This window comes from Streptomyces sp. Sge12, from assembly GCF_002080455.1.
GTDB lineage: Bacteria > Actinomycetota > Actinomycetes > Streptomycetales > Streptomycetaceae > Streptomyces.
This window is the reverse complement of record NZ_CP020555.1, coordinates 2,199,894-2,215,642: the sequence shown is the minus strand read 5'-3', so window position 1 is coordinate 2,215,642 and position 15,749 is coordinate 2,199,894. Positions and strand designations below refer to the sequence as shown.

Here is a 15,749-nt window from a genome sequence, read left to right as displayed (position 1 = left end):
AGGGTGCCGAGGAGCCGAGCGGGAGCACCCCAATTCTCGCGTGGCTTCTGAGCGTGCGGCAACGAGCAATTGACGCCGCCGACCGGAATTCGCCGGTATGCCGTTCATATCCTTGCCCCGCCACGCCGAAGATGACGCATTCGGCTATCCCTGAAGCGCCAGCACCAGCGGGAACACCTCCTTTGCGCCTGCGCGCCGCAGCAGCCGGGCCGCCACCGCGAGCGTCCACCCGCTCTCCGCGCGGTCGTCCACGAGGAGCACCGGGCCCGCGGCCCCGGCCAGTGCCTCGGCCAGCGCCGGGGGCACCGTGAGGGACTGGTGGAGCCCCCGCACCCGCTGGGCGCTGTTCGAGGAGACCGACCCGAACTCCGGTGCCTGATCCGTGTATGCGAGCGTGCCGAGCAGAGGCATCCGTCCGACCTCCGCGATCCGCGCGGCCAGCGAACCGATCAGCTGGGGGTGGCTGCGCGAGGGCAGGGCGACCACGCCCACCGGCCGGGCCGGGGCATCGGGCGCTCCCGAGGCCCAGCCGCCGGGGCCCCGGGCCCAGTCGGCCAGCACCGCGACCACGGCCTGCGCGACATCGTCCGGGATCGCCTGGTCCGGAGCCTGCGGGGCGAGCATCGGGCGCAGCCGGTTGCCCCAGCCGATGTCGGACAGCCGGCCCAGAGCCCGGCCCGTCGAGGCCTGTTCACCGACATTGATGCGCCCCTTGAGGTCGACGCCGACCGCCGCGAGTCCGGTCGGCCACATCTTGCGCGGCTCCAGCTCCACGCCGGGGCGGCCGAGCTCGCCACGGGCGGTGTCCAGTGCGGTGGTGGAGACCTCCGCGGTGAACCGGGCCCCGGCGCAGTTGTCACAGCGGCCGCAGGGCGCGGCCTCCTCGTCGTCGAGCTGGCGGCGCAGGAACTCCATCCGGCATCCGGTGGCGGCGGCGTAGTCCCGCATCGCCTGCTGCTCCGTCGCCCGCTGGCGGGCGACCCACGCATAGCGCTCGGCGTCGTACGCCCAGGGTTCGCCCGTGGAGGTCCAGCCGCCCTTGACGCGGTGCACGGCGCCGTCGACGTCGAGCACCTTGAGCATGGTCTCCAGCCGGGTGCGGCGCAGATCGACGAGCGGCTCCAGGGCGGGCAGCGACAGCGGACGGCCGGCCTGGGCCAGGACGTCGAGCGTGCGGCGCACCTGCTCCTCCGGCGGGAAGGCCACCGAGGCGAAGTACTGCCAGATCGCCTCGTCCTCCCGGCCGGGCAGCAGCAGGACCTCGGCGTGCTCCACGCCTCGGCCGGCGCGGCCGACCTGCTGGTAGTAGGCGATGGGGGAGGAGGGCGAGCCGAGGTGCACCACGAAGCCGAGGTCGGGCTTGTCGAAGCCCATCCCGAGGGCGGAGGTGGCCACGAGCGCCTTGACCCGGTTCGCCTGGAGGTCGTCCTCGGCCTGCTGGCGGTCGGCGTTCTCCGTCTTGCCGGTGTACGAGGACACCGTGTGGCCGCGGTGGCGCAGGTACGTGGTGACCTCTTCGGCGGCCGCCACGGTCAGCGTGTAGATGATTCCGGAGCCGGGGAGGTCGCCGAGGTGGTCGGCGAGCCAGGCCAGCCGGTGCGCCGCGTCGGGCAGGGTCAGCACCGCCAGGCTCAGGCTCTCCCGGTCCAGCGGGCCGCGCAGCACCAGGGCGTCGGTGCCGGCCCCGGTGCCCAGCTGTTCGGCGACGTCGGCGGTCACACGGGCGTTGGCCGTGGCGGTCGTGGCGAGCACCGGAACGCCCGGCGGCAGATCGGCCAGCATGGTGCGCAGCCGGCGGTAGTCGGGGCGGAAGTCGTGACCCCAGTCGGAGATGCAGTGCGCCTCGTCCACCACGAGCAGGCCGGTGGCGGCGGACAGCTTGGGCAGGACCTGGTCCCGGAAGTCGGGGTTGTTGAGCCGCTCCGGGCTGACCAGCAGGACGTCGACCTCGCCGGCCGCGACCTCGGCCTGGATCCCCTCCCACTCCTCGGGATTGGCGGAGTTGATGGTGCGGGCACGGATGCCGGCCCGCGCCGCGGCCTCGACCTGATTGCGCATCAGGGCGAGGAGCGGGGAGACGATCACGGTGGGGCCGGCGCCGCTCGCCCGCAGCAGCGAGGTCGCGACGAAGTACACCGCGGACTTGCCCCAGCCGGTGCGCTGCACCACCAGGGCCCGCCGCTTGTGCGCCACCAGGGCCTCGATCGCCCGCCACTGGTCCTCGCGCAGCCTGGCGGCGCCCGTGGGGTCGCCCACGAGACGGGCTAGTACGGAGTCGGCCGATGACCTCAGGTCTGCGTTCATGCCCCCATGCAACCTGATGCCTCCGACATCGCGCCAATGCGGCTGTGGGCCTGTGGACAGCAGCGCGGGGAGTTATCCACAGGGCTTTCGGGATCGGATCATGCGCGGGACCTTCGTGGCATGACGAACAACCACGAATCGCGCATCCCGTCCGACCGGCCCTCCATCAGCCCGTCCGGTGCCGCCACCGGACCCCAGATCACCCTGCGCAGCCCGGCCGAACTGGCCGATGCGCTTCCCTACATGCTCGGCTTCCACCCGACCGACTCCCTCGTGATGGTCGCCGTGCACGGCGAGGGCGGACGCTTCGGCGGCCGGCTCCGCGTCGGCATCCCGAGCACGCCGGCCGAATGGGAGGACACCGCCCGACAGGTCGCCGACTGCCTGATCCGGGGCAGCGAACGGCGCGCCGGCAAGCCCGACGGCATCGTCGTCTACCTCTGCCAGGAACCGGCCGGCGAGGAGGACGGCCGACAGGTGATGGACCGCCTGCGGCCGCTCGCCCAGCGGATCCGGCTGGCCTGCGGCGCACTGGACGTGCCCGTGCTGGAGGCCCTGTGCCTCTCCGCCGGGCGGTTCTGGTCCTACGTCTGCCCCGACGGGCGGTGCTGCCCGGCCGAGGGCACCCGGCTCGCTGCCGTCGGCACCTCGGTGCTGGCCGCGACGGCCACCTTCGCCGGGCTCCAGGTACGGGGCTCCCTCAAGGAGATCGAGGGCAGGCTGGAACCGCTGCGCGGGGCCGTGGCCGACGAGGCGGAACGGGCCCTCGACAGGGCCGCCGCCGCCCTGATGCCGAGGATCCTCGACGGGACGACCCGGGAGGAGGTCGGCGCCGAGACCATCGCCCTGGCGCGGGCCCTGATGCGGCGGATGACGCTGGCTCCGCCCGTCGAGGGCGGAGCCCTCGGCGACGACTGGGACGACGCGCTGCTCGGCCACGACGAGGCCGCCTCGCTGATCCTCGGCCTCCAGGACCGCGAGATCCGGGACATCGCGGCCGAGTGGATGGAGGACGAGGAGGCGGCCCCGGCCCTGCGGCTGTGGCGGGCCCTGGCCCGGCGCTGCGTCGGGGCGTACGCGGAGCACGCCGCGGCCCCGCTCACCCTCGCCGGGTGGGTCTGCTGGTCCACGGGGGACGAGCCGACCGCCCGGATCGCCTTCGGGCTGGCCCTGCGGGCCGACGCCGAGTACCGCTTCGCCCAGCTGCTGCACCACGCCTGCAACGAGGGAATCGACCCCGAGGGGCTGCGGCAGTGCCTGCGGGAGGAGCGGCGCCGCCGTGAGCCCCGGCGAGGGCGCTCCTCGGCCGGTACCCGCCCTCCCGGCCGACGGGGCCGGGCGGCCTCGCGGCGCGGATCCCGCCGCACCGCGCGGAGCGAGCAGTGAACCCGGGCCGGCCCTCGCGCAGCGGCCCGGGGTGGCTGCTGCGGTGTGCCCAGGGCCCGCCCCGGCGGCGCGGGTCCCATTCCCGGTACGCCCGGTCGGAGCCCCGGCCCGTGACCCGGGCGGGGTCGGGGGCGTTCAGCTGGGGGGTGGTGGGGGCCCGGCCACGCCGCCGCCCAGCTGAACCGACCGGAGCGCAGACAAGGCGGCACATGTCTCACCCCGCACCTCCCCGCCCGGCCGGCGTGCCCGCCGCCCGCCGGTCCGAACTGCCGCCCGTGCACGGCGCCGTCATCTGCGTCGCCGCGCCCTGCCTGGTCATCTCCCCGGAACACGGCCAGCTGACCGGGCGGGGGATCGACGGGATCTACCGGTCCGGGCGCCGGCTGCTCTCCCGCTGCGTGCTGCGGGTCGGCGGCCGGGACCCGGTCGCCGTACTGGGGCGCAGCCTCGGCGCGGACCGGGCGGCCTTCACCGCGACCGTGCGCACCGGGGCCGAGCCCGGCCCCGACCCCGACATCGGGGTGGAACGGGTACGGCACGCGGACGGCACCGAGCGGATCACCCTGCGCAGTTTCACGGCCCGGCCGCTGCGCCTGCCCGTGGAGGTGCTGCTCGGCACCGACCTGGCGGAGCTGGCCGCGGTGGCCGCCGGCCGGGCCGGGCCGGAGCTGCCCGCCGGGGTGCACGCGGCCGGGCTGCGCTGGAGCACCGGCGACGCCCAGGCGGTGACCGCGGCCGAACCGCCGCCCGACGACGCGCTGGCCTCGGCGGGACTGCTGCGCTGGCAGCTCGAACTGGCCCCCGGCGAATCCCGCACCATCGAGCTGCGGACCACGCAGCACCGGGTGGTGCGGGCCTCCGCCGGACAGGTGGCCAACCCGCTGGCCGACGCCCGGGCCGAGGGGGATGAACCGAGGGCCGAGGCGTGGTTCCGCACCAGCGTCGAGGACCTGGGCGCGCTGCTCCTGAGGGATCCCGAGGTGCCGGGCGACGCCTTCGCCGCGGCCGGGGCGCCGTGGCGGCTGGGCCTGGCCCCGGCGGAATCGCTGTGGGCCGCCCGGATGGCACTGCCGCTCGGTACCGGTCTCGCGGCGGCCACCCTGCGCATCCTCGCCCGGACCCAGACCGAGGTGAGGGGACCCGGCCTCGGCAGGATTCCGGGCCCGCTGCGCGGAGCGGGCGCGCAGCTTCCCCCCGGGTGCACCGGCACGGAGGCGACCCTCGCCTTCCCCGCGGTGCTGGCCGAGGCCCGGCTCTGGGGCATGCCGGAGGATGAGGTGGCCCGCCTGCTGCCGGCCGCCGAGCGGTGCCTCGACTGGCTGCGGGGCGCGCTCGGGGAGGACGGCCTCCTGGCCGACCCCGATCCGGGGCCGCGGCGCTGCGAGACCCAGGCTCACGCCCACCGGGCCGCCGTGCTCGGCGCCGACCTGCTCGCCGCCTGCGGGCGGCCCGGCGCGGACGAGTGGCGGGAGTGGGCGGCCGCGCTGCGGGAGCGGTTCCGGGCCGGGTTTTGGATCGACGGTCCGGACGGCGGCCGGCCCGCTTCGGCCCTGCACCCCGACGGACGGCCACTGCCCCGGCTCACGGGGGCCGCCGCCCACCTGTTCGACACCGGGCTCCTCAGCGGCGGCCGGCTCGCCCCGGGGCTCCTGGACCGGACGCGCGCCGAGCAGCTGGCCCGGTTGCTCGGAGCCCCCGGCATGGACTCCGGATGGGGACTGCGGAGCATGGCCGTCAAGGAGCCGGGGCACAACCCGTTCGGCCACCGCTCGGGCGCCGTGCGGGCGTACGAGAGTGCGGTGGCCGTGGCGGGCCTGGCCGCGGCGGGCTTCGAGAAGGAGGCCGCGGGCCTGCTGCGGGGCCTCCTGGACGCGGCGGAGAGCTTCGGGTACCGGCTGCCGGAGATGTTCGCCGCCGAGCAGCGCACCGCGGGCAGTGCCCCGGTGCCGCATCCGGCGGCCTGCCGCCCGGCCGCCGTGTCCGCGGCGGCCGGGATCCACGCGCTGACGGCTCTCGCCGGAATCCGCCCGGACGCCCCCGCGGGCACGGTGGCCCTCGTCCCCCTTCCCGGTGCGCCCCTGGGCGCGCTCAGGCTCTCGGGCCTGCGCGTGGCGGGGGAGCCGTTCGCCGTCCGGATCAGCCGGCTCGGCCTCGGCATGGTGGAGGAGGCGGCCGATGCGCTCCAACTGGGAGGCTGAGACCTCACGCCCCGCCGTTGCCGGACCGTGGCTCCCGCGGAGCAGCTCCCACCTCAGGGGCAGTGCCTTCAAGGTCACCAAAGCGCTGTTTATCGTCAGGCAGACGACTATGATCGCCGCATGTCGCCCTACGACCCGTCGGCCTATCCGCCCTTCGCCGTCACCGTCGACCTGGTCGTGCTCACCGTGCGCCGCCACGCGCTCTGCGCGCTGGTCGTCCGAAGAGGTGAGCAGCCGTTCCAGGGGCGCTGGGCGCTGCCCGGAGGATTCGTCCGCGGGGACGAGGACCTGGCGGGGGCCGCCGCCAGGGAGCTCTCCGAGGAGACCGGCCTGTGCGCGCACGACCCGGCGCTGCCCGGCGCGGGCAACGGCGCCCACCTCGAACAGCTGGCCACCTACGGCGATCCGAAGCGGGATCCGCGGATGCGTGTCGTCAGCGTGGCGCACCTGGTGCTGGCTCCGGACCTGCCTGCGCCCCGGGCCGGCGGCGACGCCAACAGCGCGCGCTGGGCCCCGGTCGACGAGGTGCTGGCCGATACGGGCGAGGACACCACGGGACTCGCCTTCGACCACGCCCGGATCCTCGCCGACGGTGTCGAGCGGGCCCGTTCGAAGATCGAGTACTCCTCGCTGGCCACCGCCTTCTGCCCTCCGGAGTTCACCGTCGGCGAGCTGCGCCGGGTGTACGAGGCGGTGTGGGGAGTCTCCCTCGACCCGCGCAACTTCCACCGCAAGGTCACCGGAACCCCCGGATTCCTGGTGCCGGCCGGAGGGACGACGACACGTCAGGGCGGGCGTCCGGCCCAGCTGTTCCGCGCGGGCGGGGCCACTCTGCTCAACCCGCCGATGCTGCGTCCGGAGGTCTGACACCGCGTCACGGGCGGCAACGGCGGCCGGATGGGCAGTCCATCGGACCGGTTGCGCAGAAAATCGGACATATCGCGTTATCTTGCTTGCGGTACCCACCCTGCCGCTGAGCGGTCTCACCCCCCGCGAGAGAAGCGATGCTCCAGGCCATCGGACTCACCAGCAAGACCCGCCCCGACGCCCCGCCCCTCGTGGACGACCTCACCTTCGAGGCCCGCCCGGGGCACGTGACCGCCCTGCTCGGTCAGCCGGGATCGGGCAAGACCACCGCCCTGCGGCTCATGCTCGAACTCGAGCCGGGCCGCGGCGTCACCTACTTCCGCGGCCGCGCGCTGCACCGGATCCCGCACCCCGGCCGCGAGGTGGGAGTGCTCCTCGGCGACGTCCCCGGCAACCCCGCCCGGACCGTCCGCAACCAGCTGCGGATGCTCTGCGCCGCCGCCGGGGTACCGGCCTCGCGGGCCGACACCATGCTGGAGGTCGTCGGTATCGGGGGGCTGCGGGACCAGCGGCTCGGCTCCCTCTCGGTCGGGATGGAGCGCCGCGTCGCACTGGCCTCGGCGCTGCTCGCCGATCCGTGCACCCTGCTGCTGGACGAGCCCGGCGCCGGACTCTCTCCCCGCGAGCGGGGCTGGCTGCACGGGTTGCTGCGCGGCCACGCCTCCCTCGGCGGAGCGGTGCTCTTCACCACCGACGATGCAAAGGAGGCCGCCCGCAGCGCCGACCGCGTCGTCAGCATCGAGGCGGGCCGGCTCGTCGCGGACCAGGACGCGGCCGACTTCGCCCGGACCCGGCTGCGGCCACGGGTCGCCGTACGTACCCCGCACGCGGCCCGGCTGGCCGACGTGCTCGGCCGGGAGGCGCGCGCCGCCCGGCGCTCGGTGGAGATCGTCGCGGAGAGCGGCAGCCGCCTGTCGGTGTACGGCAGCAACTGCGCCGAGGTCGGAGAGGCGGCGTTCCGGCACGGAGTGCTGGTCCACCAGCTCGCCGACGAGACGGGCGACGCCGGCGCCCCGACGGCGCCGGTCCCGGCCGCCCGTACCGAGGCCGGGGCTCCGCCGGAGGCCGGCGCCGACCCGACCGGGACCACCCGCGAGCACCCCCGGCAGCTGCGCTCCGGGCGCCCGGCCTCGGCCGTGCGCCGCGTCGGCGGCCCGCTGCGGCCCCTGCGCTACGAGCTGCTCCGGGTCTTCGGGACGGCCACCCCGGTGCTCACCGCCGCCCTCGTGGTCGTCGTCTCGGTGCTCACCGCCCTGGTGCTGGCCCGGCTAGGGCAGACCCCGCAGAACCGGCTGCTCGCCGCCTGGCCCGAGCTGCTGCCCCTGCCACCCGCCGCCCTGGGCGCGGGACTGCTCGGCGCCCTGGCCTTCGGCGAGGAGTACCGCTACCCCGCGCTCGCCGCCGACCGCGGCACGGTGCCCCGCCGGATGGGGCTGCTCACCGCCAAGCTGGGCGTCTGCGCCGCCCTCGCCCTGCTGCTGGGCGCCCTGACCGTGGTTGCCGACGCCGCCGCCCTGGCGCTGGTCTTCGACAGCGGCCCGCTGCGCACCCCGGTGGAGTGGCTCTCCCCGGCCGCGAGTTGGGCCGGGCTGCTCATCGGCTGCGCCTGGGCCGGCGTACTGGCCTCCGGGGTCTTCCGGTCCGCCACTGCCGGACTGGCCGCGGTGCTGGCCGTACCGGTGATGGTGGTTCCGCTGGTGCGCAAGGCGCTGGAGGGCACGTCCGCGTACCCGTCGACCGGACTCGGGCCCCGGTTGCGCGGCCTGACCTGGGGCCAGTGGCCCCCGGAGGTCGACCGCCTGCTGGTGGGCGCGCTGCGGGTGATGGCCCAACCCGTCGGGACCGCGCTCGTGTTGTCGCTGATGGTCCTGTTGTGCGCCTATGGGTTCACCGGACTGCGCAGCCGGGTCCGTTGGTGATCGTTCCGGTTCGGGAGAAGTCCCGGACGGACCGTTGCGGTCCGTGTCACGTCAATCGGACCGCAACTCCCCGCAAAACGCCCGGTTCTTTACGATAAGTCGTCAATTGCGTAGGTGGCACCGATCACCCTTTCGTGTGCTTTTCACCAAAGACCTCAAGGGTCATGGAGGCACGGCCGACAAAGGATTCGTGAGTACCCTTGCGCACACCATGATGACCGCCGCCCGCCATGCTGCCGATTCCGGCCTCGCCGGCCCGGGCGATCTCGACCGCTACCCCTACGCGGAGACCCCCGGGTCCGACCGCGTCGGCGTACCCCACTGGGACGGTGCCGACGTCGAGTTGAGCCGCGTCGGCCGCCGCGCGGCAGGCAGCCGCGGACGCGGACTGCACGGCCAACTCGTCCAGCAGCTCGGCCAGATGATCGTTTCCGGTGACCTCGGCGCGGACCGCCCGCTGGTCCCCGAGGAGATCGGCCAGCGCTTCGAGGTCTCCCGTACGGTCGTCCGCGAATCCCTGCGGGTCCTGGAGGCCAAGGGCCTCGTCAGCGCCCGCCCCAACGTCGGCACCCGGGTCCGCCCCGTGGCCGACTGGAACCTGCTCGACCCCGACATCATCGAATGGCGCGCCTTCGGCCCCCAGCGCGACGACCAGCGCCGCGAGCTGGGCGAGCTCCGCTGGACCATCGAGCCGCTCGCCGCCCGCCTCGCCGCGGGGCACGGCCGGCCGGACATCCAGCAGCGCCTCGCCGACATGGTCGAGATCATGGGCCACGCCCTCGGCCAGGGGGACGCGATCACCTTCGCGCGCGCCGACAACGAGTTCCACGCGCTCCTGATCCAGGTCGCCGGGAACCGCATGCTGGAGCACCTGTCCGGCATCGTTTCCGCCGCCCTCCAGGTCTCCGGCAGCCCGATCACCGCCTGCGACCGCCCGAGCGAGGCCGGCGTCGCGCACCACGCGCGGATGGTCGAGGCCCTCGCCGCGGGGGACGCGACGGGCGCCGAGAACGCCATGCGGCAGCTCCTGACGGTTCATCCGGAGGTCGAGCGCGTGGTCCCCGCCCCGCGCGAGCACTGACGGGCGAACGCGCGGGGGCGCGGGGGTGCAGGACGTGTCGCCGGGCCCGGTCGGGTCCGGCGACACCGGCGTGAGGCCCTCTTTTCGCGGCGGTTCCGCCCCGGCGGGGCATCGGGTGCGACCCTATGACCGGCACGGGTGCACACGGGGTGTGACTCGGGCCACGAAGATTGGGCGTAACGCTCTGCGAGGTCACGCGATGACTTAAGAGGTGATGGCCGACGGAGGGAAGACAGCAGCCCTTGGGGGTGCTGTGCAGCTCCCCGGCCCCTGCCCGCGCCGCCGGCCCATCCCCGGTCGGTGGTCGTCGGCTCCGGTCCAGCACCACCAGGCCCGGGGTCGGAAGCCGTTCCCATCGTTCCGAGAGGTTGTTCGTGTCGGCCAGCACATCCCGTACGCTCCCGCCGGAGATCGCCGATTCCGAGTCTGTGATGGCGCTCATCGAGCGGGGCAAGGCCGAGGGGCAGATCGCCGGCGATGACGTGCGTCGGGCCTTCGAGGCTGACCAGATTCCTGCGACCCAGTGGAAGAATGTTCTGCGCAGCCTCAACCAGATCCTCGAGGAAGAGGGTGTGACGCTGATGGTCAGTGCCGCGGAGTCGCCCAAGCGCACCACCCGCAAGAGCGTCGCAGCCAAGAGCCCGGCCAAGCGGACGGCCACCGAGACCGTCAAGAAGACCGCGGCCAGGACGACGGCAGCGCAGCCCGCGGCCACCGCGGCCCCGGCAGCCGCGACGGCGGACCCGGAGACCGTGGACGCGATCGCGGGGGAGCCCGGAACGGAGCCCGTCGCCAAGAAGGCGGCGGCGAAGAAGACGGCGGCGAAGAAGGCAGCACCCGCCAAGAAGACCGCGGCCAAGAAGACGGCGGCGAAGAAGACCGCCGCCAAGAAGGACGCGGACGAGGGCGCCGAGGACGAGACCCCGGACGAGGGTCCCGACGCCGCCAAGGCCGAGGCCGAGGAAGAGGAGGAGGGCGGGGAGAACAAGGGCTTCGTCATCTCCGACGACGAGGACGACGCCCCCGCCCAGCAGGTCGTGGTCGCCGGCGCCACCGCCGACCCGGTCAAGGACTACCTCAAGCAGATCGGCAAGGTCCCCCTCCTCAACGCCGAGCAGGAGGTCGAGCTCGCCAAGCGCATCGAGGCGGGTCTCTTCGCCGAGGACAAGCTCGCGAACTCGGACAAGCTGGCGCCCAAGCTCAAGCGCGAGCTGGAGATCATCGCCGAGGACGGCCGCCGGGCGAAGAACCACCTGCTGGAGGCCAACCTCCGCCTCGTGGTCTCCCTGGCCAAGCGCTACACCGGCCGCGGCATGCTCTTCCTGGACCTGATCCAGGAGGGCAACCTGGGCCTGATCCGTGCGGTCGAGAAGTTCGACTACACCAAGGGCTACAAGTTCTCGACCTATGCCACGTGGTGGATCCGCCAGGCGATCACGCGCGCCATGGCCGACCAGGCCCGCACCATCCGCATCCCGGTGCACATGGTCGAGGTCATCAACAAGCTCGCCCGCGTGCAGCGCCAGATGCTCCAGGACCTGGGCCGCGAGCCCACCCCGGAGGAGCTGGCCAAGGAACTCGACATGACCCCCGAGAAGGTCATCGAGGTCCAGAAGTACGGCCGCGAGCCGATCTCCCTGCACACCCCGCTGGGCGAGGACGGCGACAGCGAGTTCGGTGACCTGATCGAGGACTCCGAGGCGGTCGTCCCGGCCGACGCCGTCAGCTTCACGCTGCTGCAGGAGCAGCTGCACTCGGTGCTCGACACCCTGAGCGAGCGCGAGGCGGGCGTGGTCTCCATGCGCTTCGGCCTCACGGACGGCCAGCCCAAGACCCTCGACGAGATCGGCAAGGTCTACGGGGTCACGCGCGAGCGGATCCGCCAGATCGAGTCGAAGACGATGTCGAAGCTCCGGCACCCGTCCCGCTCCCAGGTGCTGCGCGACTACCTGGACTGACCGGCCGGCTTTCCACGGTGCGACGGTGGCCGCGCGGGTGCGCTCGGCCACCGGGCATCCCACTCTGGGTGGAGTCATGCACACTCGGAGTCAGGAGGCCTCATGCGTCGTCCCTTTGCCCGTGCTCTGGCGGGAGCGCTGACCCTGGCGGCGGGAGCGGCAGCGGCGCCGTTCGCCCAGGTGCCGCAGGCGGCCGCGGACAGTGTGGTGATCGGCGGGAAGCCGGTGAAGGTCGCCGACAGCCCCTGGGTCGTCGCCCTCGCCAGCCGTGACCGGTTCGGGGGTACGCGGGGCGGGCAGTTCTGCGGAGGCGTCGTGGTGGCCCCGACGAGGGTGGTCACCGCCGCGCACTGCCTGGGCGCCCAGGTACTGGGCGGCCCCGTCGAGTCCGTGGCCGACTTCCGGGTGATCGCCGGCCGTACGGAGCTCCGGGCGGCCGACGGCCGGGAGATCGCGGTGCGCGGGGCGCGGGTGAACCCGGCCTACGACCCCGTGAGCAACGCCGGGGACCTCGCCGTTCTGGAGCTGGCCGAGCCCGTGCCGGCACACCACGTGCTTCCCATGGCGGAGACCGGACACGGCGCCTATGCGGCTGGGACCGGGGCGGCCGTCTACGGCTGGGGCGACACGAGCGGCTTCGGTGACTACGCGTACGCGCTGCGGGCCGCCGCGGTGACCGTCCTCGCGGACGAGGTCTGCGCGCGCGCCTACCCCGGGGACGCGGACGGGCAGTACCGCGCGGAGTCCATGGTGTGCGCCGGCGACAGCGGCGGCGGCAAGGACGCCTGCCAGGGCGACAGCGGCGGGCCGCTGGTCGCCCAGGGGCGGCTCATCGGCCTGGTCTCGTGGGGGCGGGGCTGCGGCCGCGCGGACAGCCCGGGGGTCTACACGCGGATCGCTCCGTTGGTCGACTTCGTGCTGGCCCCGGAGACGGGCTCGCAGCCGGGGGAGGTACGGGAAGTCCGGTGGGGGTCCCACAGGGCCTCCGGGGCGGACGCAGGGCCCGTACGGGGGCATCGCGCGCCCTAGCCGCGGGTCGCGGACGTGAGGACGGGCGGCACCCCTGGGTCTCAGGGGTGCCGCCCGTCGACCGGCCTAGCCGGTCCTGGCTCGTCGGATGCGAGGTGCAGGCCTTGTGTCAGCGGTCCTCGGGTTCGGCATTGGCAGCCGGAGCGGACGTGAGCCGCTCGGTCTCATCCTGTATTTCCGCGGCGATCTTCTTGAGTTCCGGCTCGAACTTGCGCCCGTGGTGGGCGCAGAAGAGCAGTTCACCGCCGCTCAGCAGGACGACGCGCAGATATGCCTGGGCGCCGCAACGGTCGCATCGGTCAGCGGCCGTCAGCGGGGTCGCGGGTGTCAGAACAGTAGTCACGTCGCCTCTTCTCTAGCTCGACGAGCTGTCGTACCAGGGTCAACATCCAACCAGGCCGAAAACGTTCCCGCTCGCGGCTTTTCCTCGAAACTTCCTTCCGAAGCTGGCCGGCTGTTGCCGGTTGGCGGCGAAGGAGCCGTATTGCGTTGCTTTACGGTTTCGCGTTGTCAGTCGTGCGCTTCTTGCAGTTCCATCCTCCCCCGGCACGAGTGCCAGGTTGTTCATGAGGACGTGCCCGAACCCTAAATGGTTCATGCGCGGAAGGGAACGTGATGTTTCCTTCACCCGCGTGGGGGATCGAACACCCGTGCGGATCTGGACTAGGCTGAAGAATGCGCGAGGGTGGCGTTGCATCGGCTCTACCTGGCCTCGGTACCCTTCGAGCGGCACCCGAGCCACCCCTGCGCCCCACCGGGCCAGAAAAGAAATTCAGCGAGGAGCGAACTGCGTGACCGCCGACACGTCCGTGCCTTCCAGCGCGCTGCTGTCCGGAGCAGACCGGGACGGTTCCAACTACACCGCGCGGCACCTGCTCGTCCTCGAGGGGCTGGAGGCCGTCCGCAAGCGTCCCGGCATGTACATCGGCTCGACCGACAGCCGGGGCCTCATGCACTGCCTGTGGGAGATCATCGACAACTCCGTCGACGAGGCCCTGGGCGGCTACTGCGACCACATCGAGGTGATCCTCCACGAGGACGCCTCCGTCGAGGTCCGGGACAACGGCCGCGGCATCCCCGTGGACGTCGAGCCCAAGACCGGCCTGTCCGGCATCGAGGTCGTCATGACCAAGCTGCACGCCGGCGGCAAGTTCGGCGGTGGCTCCTACGCGGCCTCCGGCGGCCTGCACGGCGTCGGCGCCTCCGTGGTCAACGCCCTCTCCGCCCGCCTCGACGTCGAGGTCGACCGCAACAGCTCGACCCACGCCATCAGCTTCCGCCGCGGCGTGCCGGGAATGTTCACCGAGCAGGGCGCCGAGAGCCCCTTCGATCCCGCGAACGGCCTGCGCAAGGTCAAGCGGGTGGCCAAGGGGAAGACCGGCACCCGGGTCCGCTACTGGGCCGACCGGCAGATCTTCCTCAAGGACGCCCGGCTCAATCTGGACACGCTCTACCAGCGCGCCCGCCAGACCGCCTTCCTCGTCCCCGGCCTGACCCTGGTCGTCCGCGACGAGCGCGGCATCGACGGGGCCGGCAAGACCGAGGAGACCTTCCGCTTCGACGGAGGGATCAGCGAGTTCTGCGAGTACCTCGCCCAGGACAAGGCCGTCTGCGACGTCCTGCGCCTGAGCGGCACGGGCACCTTCAAGGAGACCGTCCCGGTCCTCGACGACCGCGGCCACATGACCCCCACCGAGGTCACCCGCGAGCTCGGCGTGGACATCGCCCTGCGCTGGGGCACGGGGTACGAGACCAACGTCAAGTCCTTCGTGAACATCATCGCCACCCCCAAGGGCGGCACCCACGTCTCCGGCTTCGAGCGCTCGGTCGCCAAGACCGTCAACGAGGTCCTGCGCTCGGCCAAGCTGCTGCGCGTCGCCGAGGACGACGTGGTCAAGGACGACGCGATGGAGGGCATGACGGCCGTCGTCACCGTCCGCCTCGCCGAGCCGCAGTTCGAGGGCCAGACCAAGGAGGTGCTCGGCACCTCCGCGGCCACCCGGATCGTCGCCGCCGTGGTCGCCAAGGAGCTCAAGGCCTTCCTGACCTCCACCAAGCGCGACGACAAGCAGCAGGCCCGCGCCGTGATGGAGAAGATCGTCGCGGCTGCCCGGACCCGGATCGCGGCCCGTCAGCACAAGGAGGCGCAGCGTCGCAAGACCGCGCTGGAGACCTCCTCGCTCCCCGCCAAGCTGGCCGACTGCCGCAGTGACGACGTGGACCGCAGCGAGCTCTTCATCGTCGAGGGCGACTCCGCCCTCGGTACCGCGAAGCTCGCACGGAACTCGGAGTTCCAGGCGCTCCTGCCCATCCGCGGCAAGATCCTCAACGTCCAGAAGTCCTCGATCTCGGACATGCTCAAGAACGCCGAGTGCGGGGCGATCATCCAGGTCATAGGAGCCGGCTCGGGCCGGACCTTCGACATCGACGCCGCGCGGTACGGCAAGATCGTGCTGCTCGTGGACGCCGATGTCGACGGCGCGCACATCCGCTGCCTGCTGCTCACGCTCTTCCAGCGGTACATGCGTCCGATGGTCGAGGCGGGCCGGGTCTTCGCGGCCGTGCCGCCGCTGCACCGGATCGAGCTGGTCCAGCCGAAGAAGGGCCAGGACAAGTACGTCTACACGTACTCGGACAACGAGCTGCGCCAGACCCTGCTGGAGTACCAGCGCAAGAACATCCGGTACAAGGACTCGATCCAGCGCTACAAGGGCCTCGGCGAGATGGACGCGGACCAGCTGGCGGAGACCACCATGGACCCCCGCTTCCGCACCCTGCGCCGGATCAACATCGGCGACCTGGACTCGGCCGAGCAGGTCTTCGACCTCCTCATGGGCAATGAGGTGGCCCCCCGCAAGGAGTTCATCACGAGCTCCGCGGCGACCCTGGACCGATCGCGCATCGACGCCTGATGCCGGTGCTGCCGGACCCCGGCAGAGACTGACACCGAAGGCGCCACGGCACACCGGTGCTCTTCACTCCATCACCTGTTGGAGTGAAGAGCACC

At 73.0% G+C, this 15,749-nt stretch carries 10 protein-coding genes; 8 read left to right on the top strand and 2 right to left on the bottom strand.

What is annotated here, in order from left to right; genetic code table 11:
• Positions 1–144 precede the first annotated feature (144 nt).
• Positions 145–2,304 (bottom strand): RecQ family ATP-dependent DNA helicase, encoded by a 2,160-nt coding sequence (locus tag B6R96_RS09535; protein ID WP_053173345.1) that lies wholly within the window; start codon positions 2,302–2,304, stop codon positions 145–147.
• A 120-nt stretch (positions 2,305–2,424) separates the two neighbouring features.
• On the opposite strand from B6R96_RS09535, the gene B6R96_RS09530 reads away from it, so the two are divergent.
• The 7 genes from B6R96_RS09530 (at position 2,425) to B6R96_RS09500 (ending at position 12,742) form a co-directional block, all read left to right on the top strand.
• Entirely contained in the window at positions 2,425–3,690 is a 1,266-nt protein-coding gene (locus B6R96_RS09530; RefSeq protein WP_107475487.1) for a DUF4192 domain-containing protein, read from the top strand.
• Positions 3,691–3,899: 209 nt separating this feature from the next.
• The gene (locus B6R96_RS09525; protein WP_081522250.1) at positions 3,900–5,888 is read left to right on the top strand and encodes a glycogen debranching N-terminal domain-containing protein; all 1,989 of its coding nucleotides are present in this window, start codon (positions 3,900–3,902) and stop codon (positions 5,886–5,888) included.
• A gap of 120 nt (positions 5,889–6,008) precedes the next feature.
• A complete protein-coding gene (locus B6R96_RS09520) occupies positions 6,009–6,755 on the top strand; it encodes an NUDIX hydrolase (RefSeq protein WP_030389433.1) in 747 nt (248 codons plus the stop codon).
• Between the two features lie 137 nt (positions 6,756–6,892).
• A complete protein-coding gene (locus B6R96_RS09515; protein WP_081522249.1) occupies positions 6,893–8,674 on the top strand; it encodes an ATP-binding cassette domain-containing protein in 1,782 nt (593 codons plus the stop codon).
• A gap of 211 nt (positions 8,675–8,885) precedes the next feature.
• Positions 8,886–9,755 (top strand): FadR/GntR family transcriptional regulator, encoded by an 870-nt coding sequence (locus B6R96_RS09510; protein WP_030389435.1) that lies wholly within the window; start codon positions 8,886–8,888, stop codon positions 9,753–9,755.
• Between the two features lie 374 nt (positions 9,756–10,129).
• On the top strand, positions 10,130–11,713 hold the full coding sequence (locus tag B6R96_RS09505; RefSeq protein ID WP_257789490.1) for an RNA polymerase sigma factor: 1,584 nt from the start codon (positions 10,130–10,132) through the stop codon (positions 11,711–11,713).
• A 102-nt stretch (positions 11,714–11,815) separates the two neighbouring features.
• Positions 11,816–12,742: a serine protease gene (locus B6R96_RS09500; protein ID WP_081522248.1), complete on the top strand. Its 927-nt coding sequence runs from the start codon at positions 11,816–11,818 to the stop codon at positions 12,740–12,742.
• 109 nt (positions 12,743–12,851) lie between these two features.
• Here B6R96_RS09500 and B6R96_RS09495 read toward each other — a convergent pair whose 3' ends face one another.
• The gene (locus B6R96_RS09495) at positions 12,852–13,085 is read right to left on the bottom strand and encodes a DUF7455 domain-containing protein (RefSeq protein WP_030016583.1); all 234 of its coding nucleotides are present in this window, start codon (positions 13,083–13,085) and stop codon (positions 12,852–12,854) included.
• A gap of 448 nt (positions 13,086–13,533) precedes the next feature.
• Here B6R96_RS09495 and B6R96_RS09490 point away from each other — a divergent pair, with 448 nt between their 5' ends.
• Positions 13,534–15,654, top strand: coding sequence for a DNA gyrase/topoisomerase IV subunit B (locus B6R96_RS09490; RefSeq protein ID WP_030389438.1), 2,121 nt, complete (start codon positions 13,534–13,536; stop codon positions 15,652–15,654).
• Positions 15,655–15,749: the final 95 nt, after the last annotated feature.

What these genes read in the sequence shown, in the direction of transcription:
- B6R96_RS09535 (WP_053173345.1), bottom strand. Translation starts at nt 2,304, where the DNA reads ATGAACGCAGACCTGAGGTCATCGGCCGACTCCGTACTAGCCCGTCTC.
- B6R96_RS09530 (WP_107475487.1), top strand. Translation starts at nt 2,425, where the DNA reads ATGACGAACAACCACGAATCGCGCATCCCGTCCGACCGGCCCTCCATC.
- B6R96_RS09525 (WP_081522250.1), top strand. Translation starts at nt 3,900, where the DNA reads ATGTCTCACCCCGCACCTCCCCGCCCGGCCGGCGTGCCCGCCGCCCGC.
- B6R96_RS09520 (WP_030389433.1), top strand. Translation starts at nt 6,009, where the DNA reads ATGTCGCCCTACGACCCGTCGGCCTATCCGCCCTTCGCCGTCACCGTC.
- B6R96_RS09515 (WP_081522249.1), top strand. Translation starts at nt 6,893, where the DNA reads ATGCTCCAGGCCATCGGACTCACCAGCAAGACCCGCCCCGACGCCCCG.
- B6R96_RS09510 (WP_030389435.1), top strand. Translation starts at nt 8,886, where the DNA reads ATGATGACCGCCGCCCGCCATGCTGCCGATTCCGGCCTCGCCGGCCCG.
- B6R96_RS09500 (WP_081522248.1), top strand. Translation starts at nt 11,816, where the DNA reads ATGCGTCGTCCCTTTGCCCGTGCTCTGGCGGGAGCGCTGACCCTGGCG.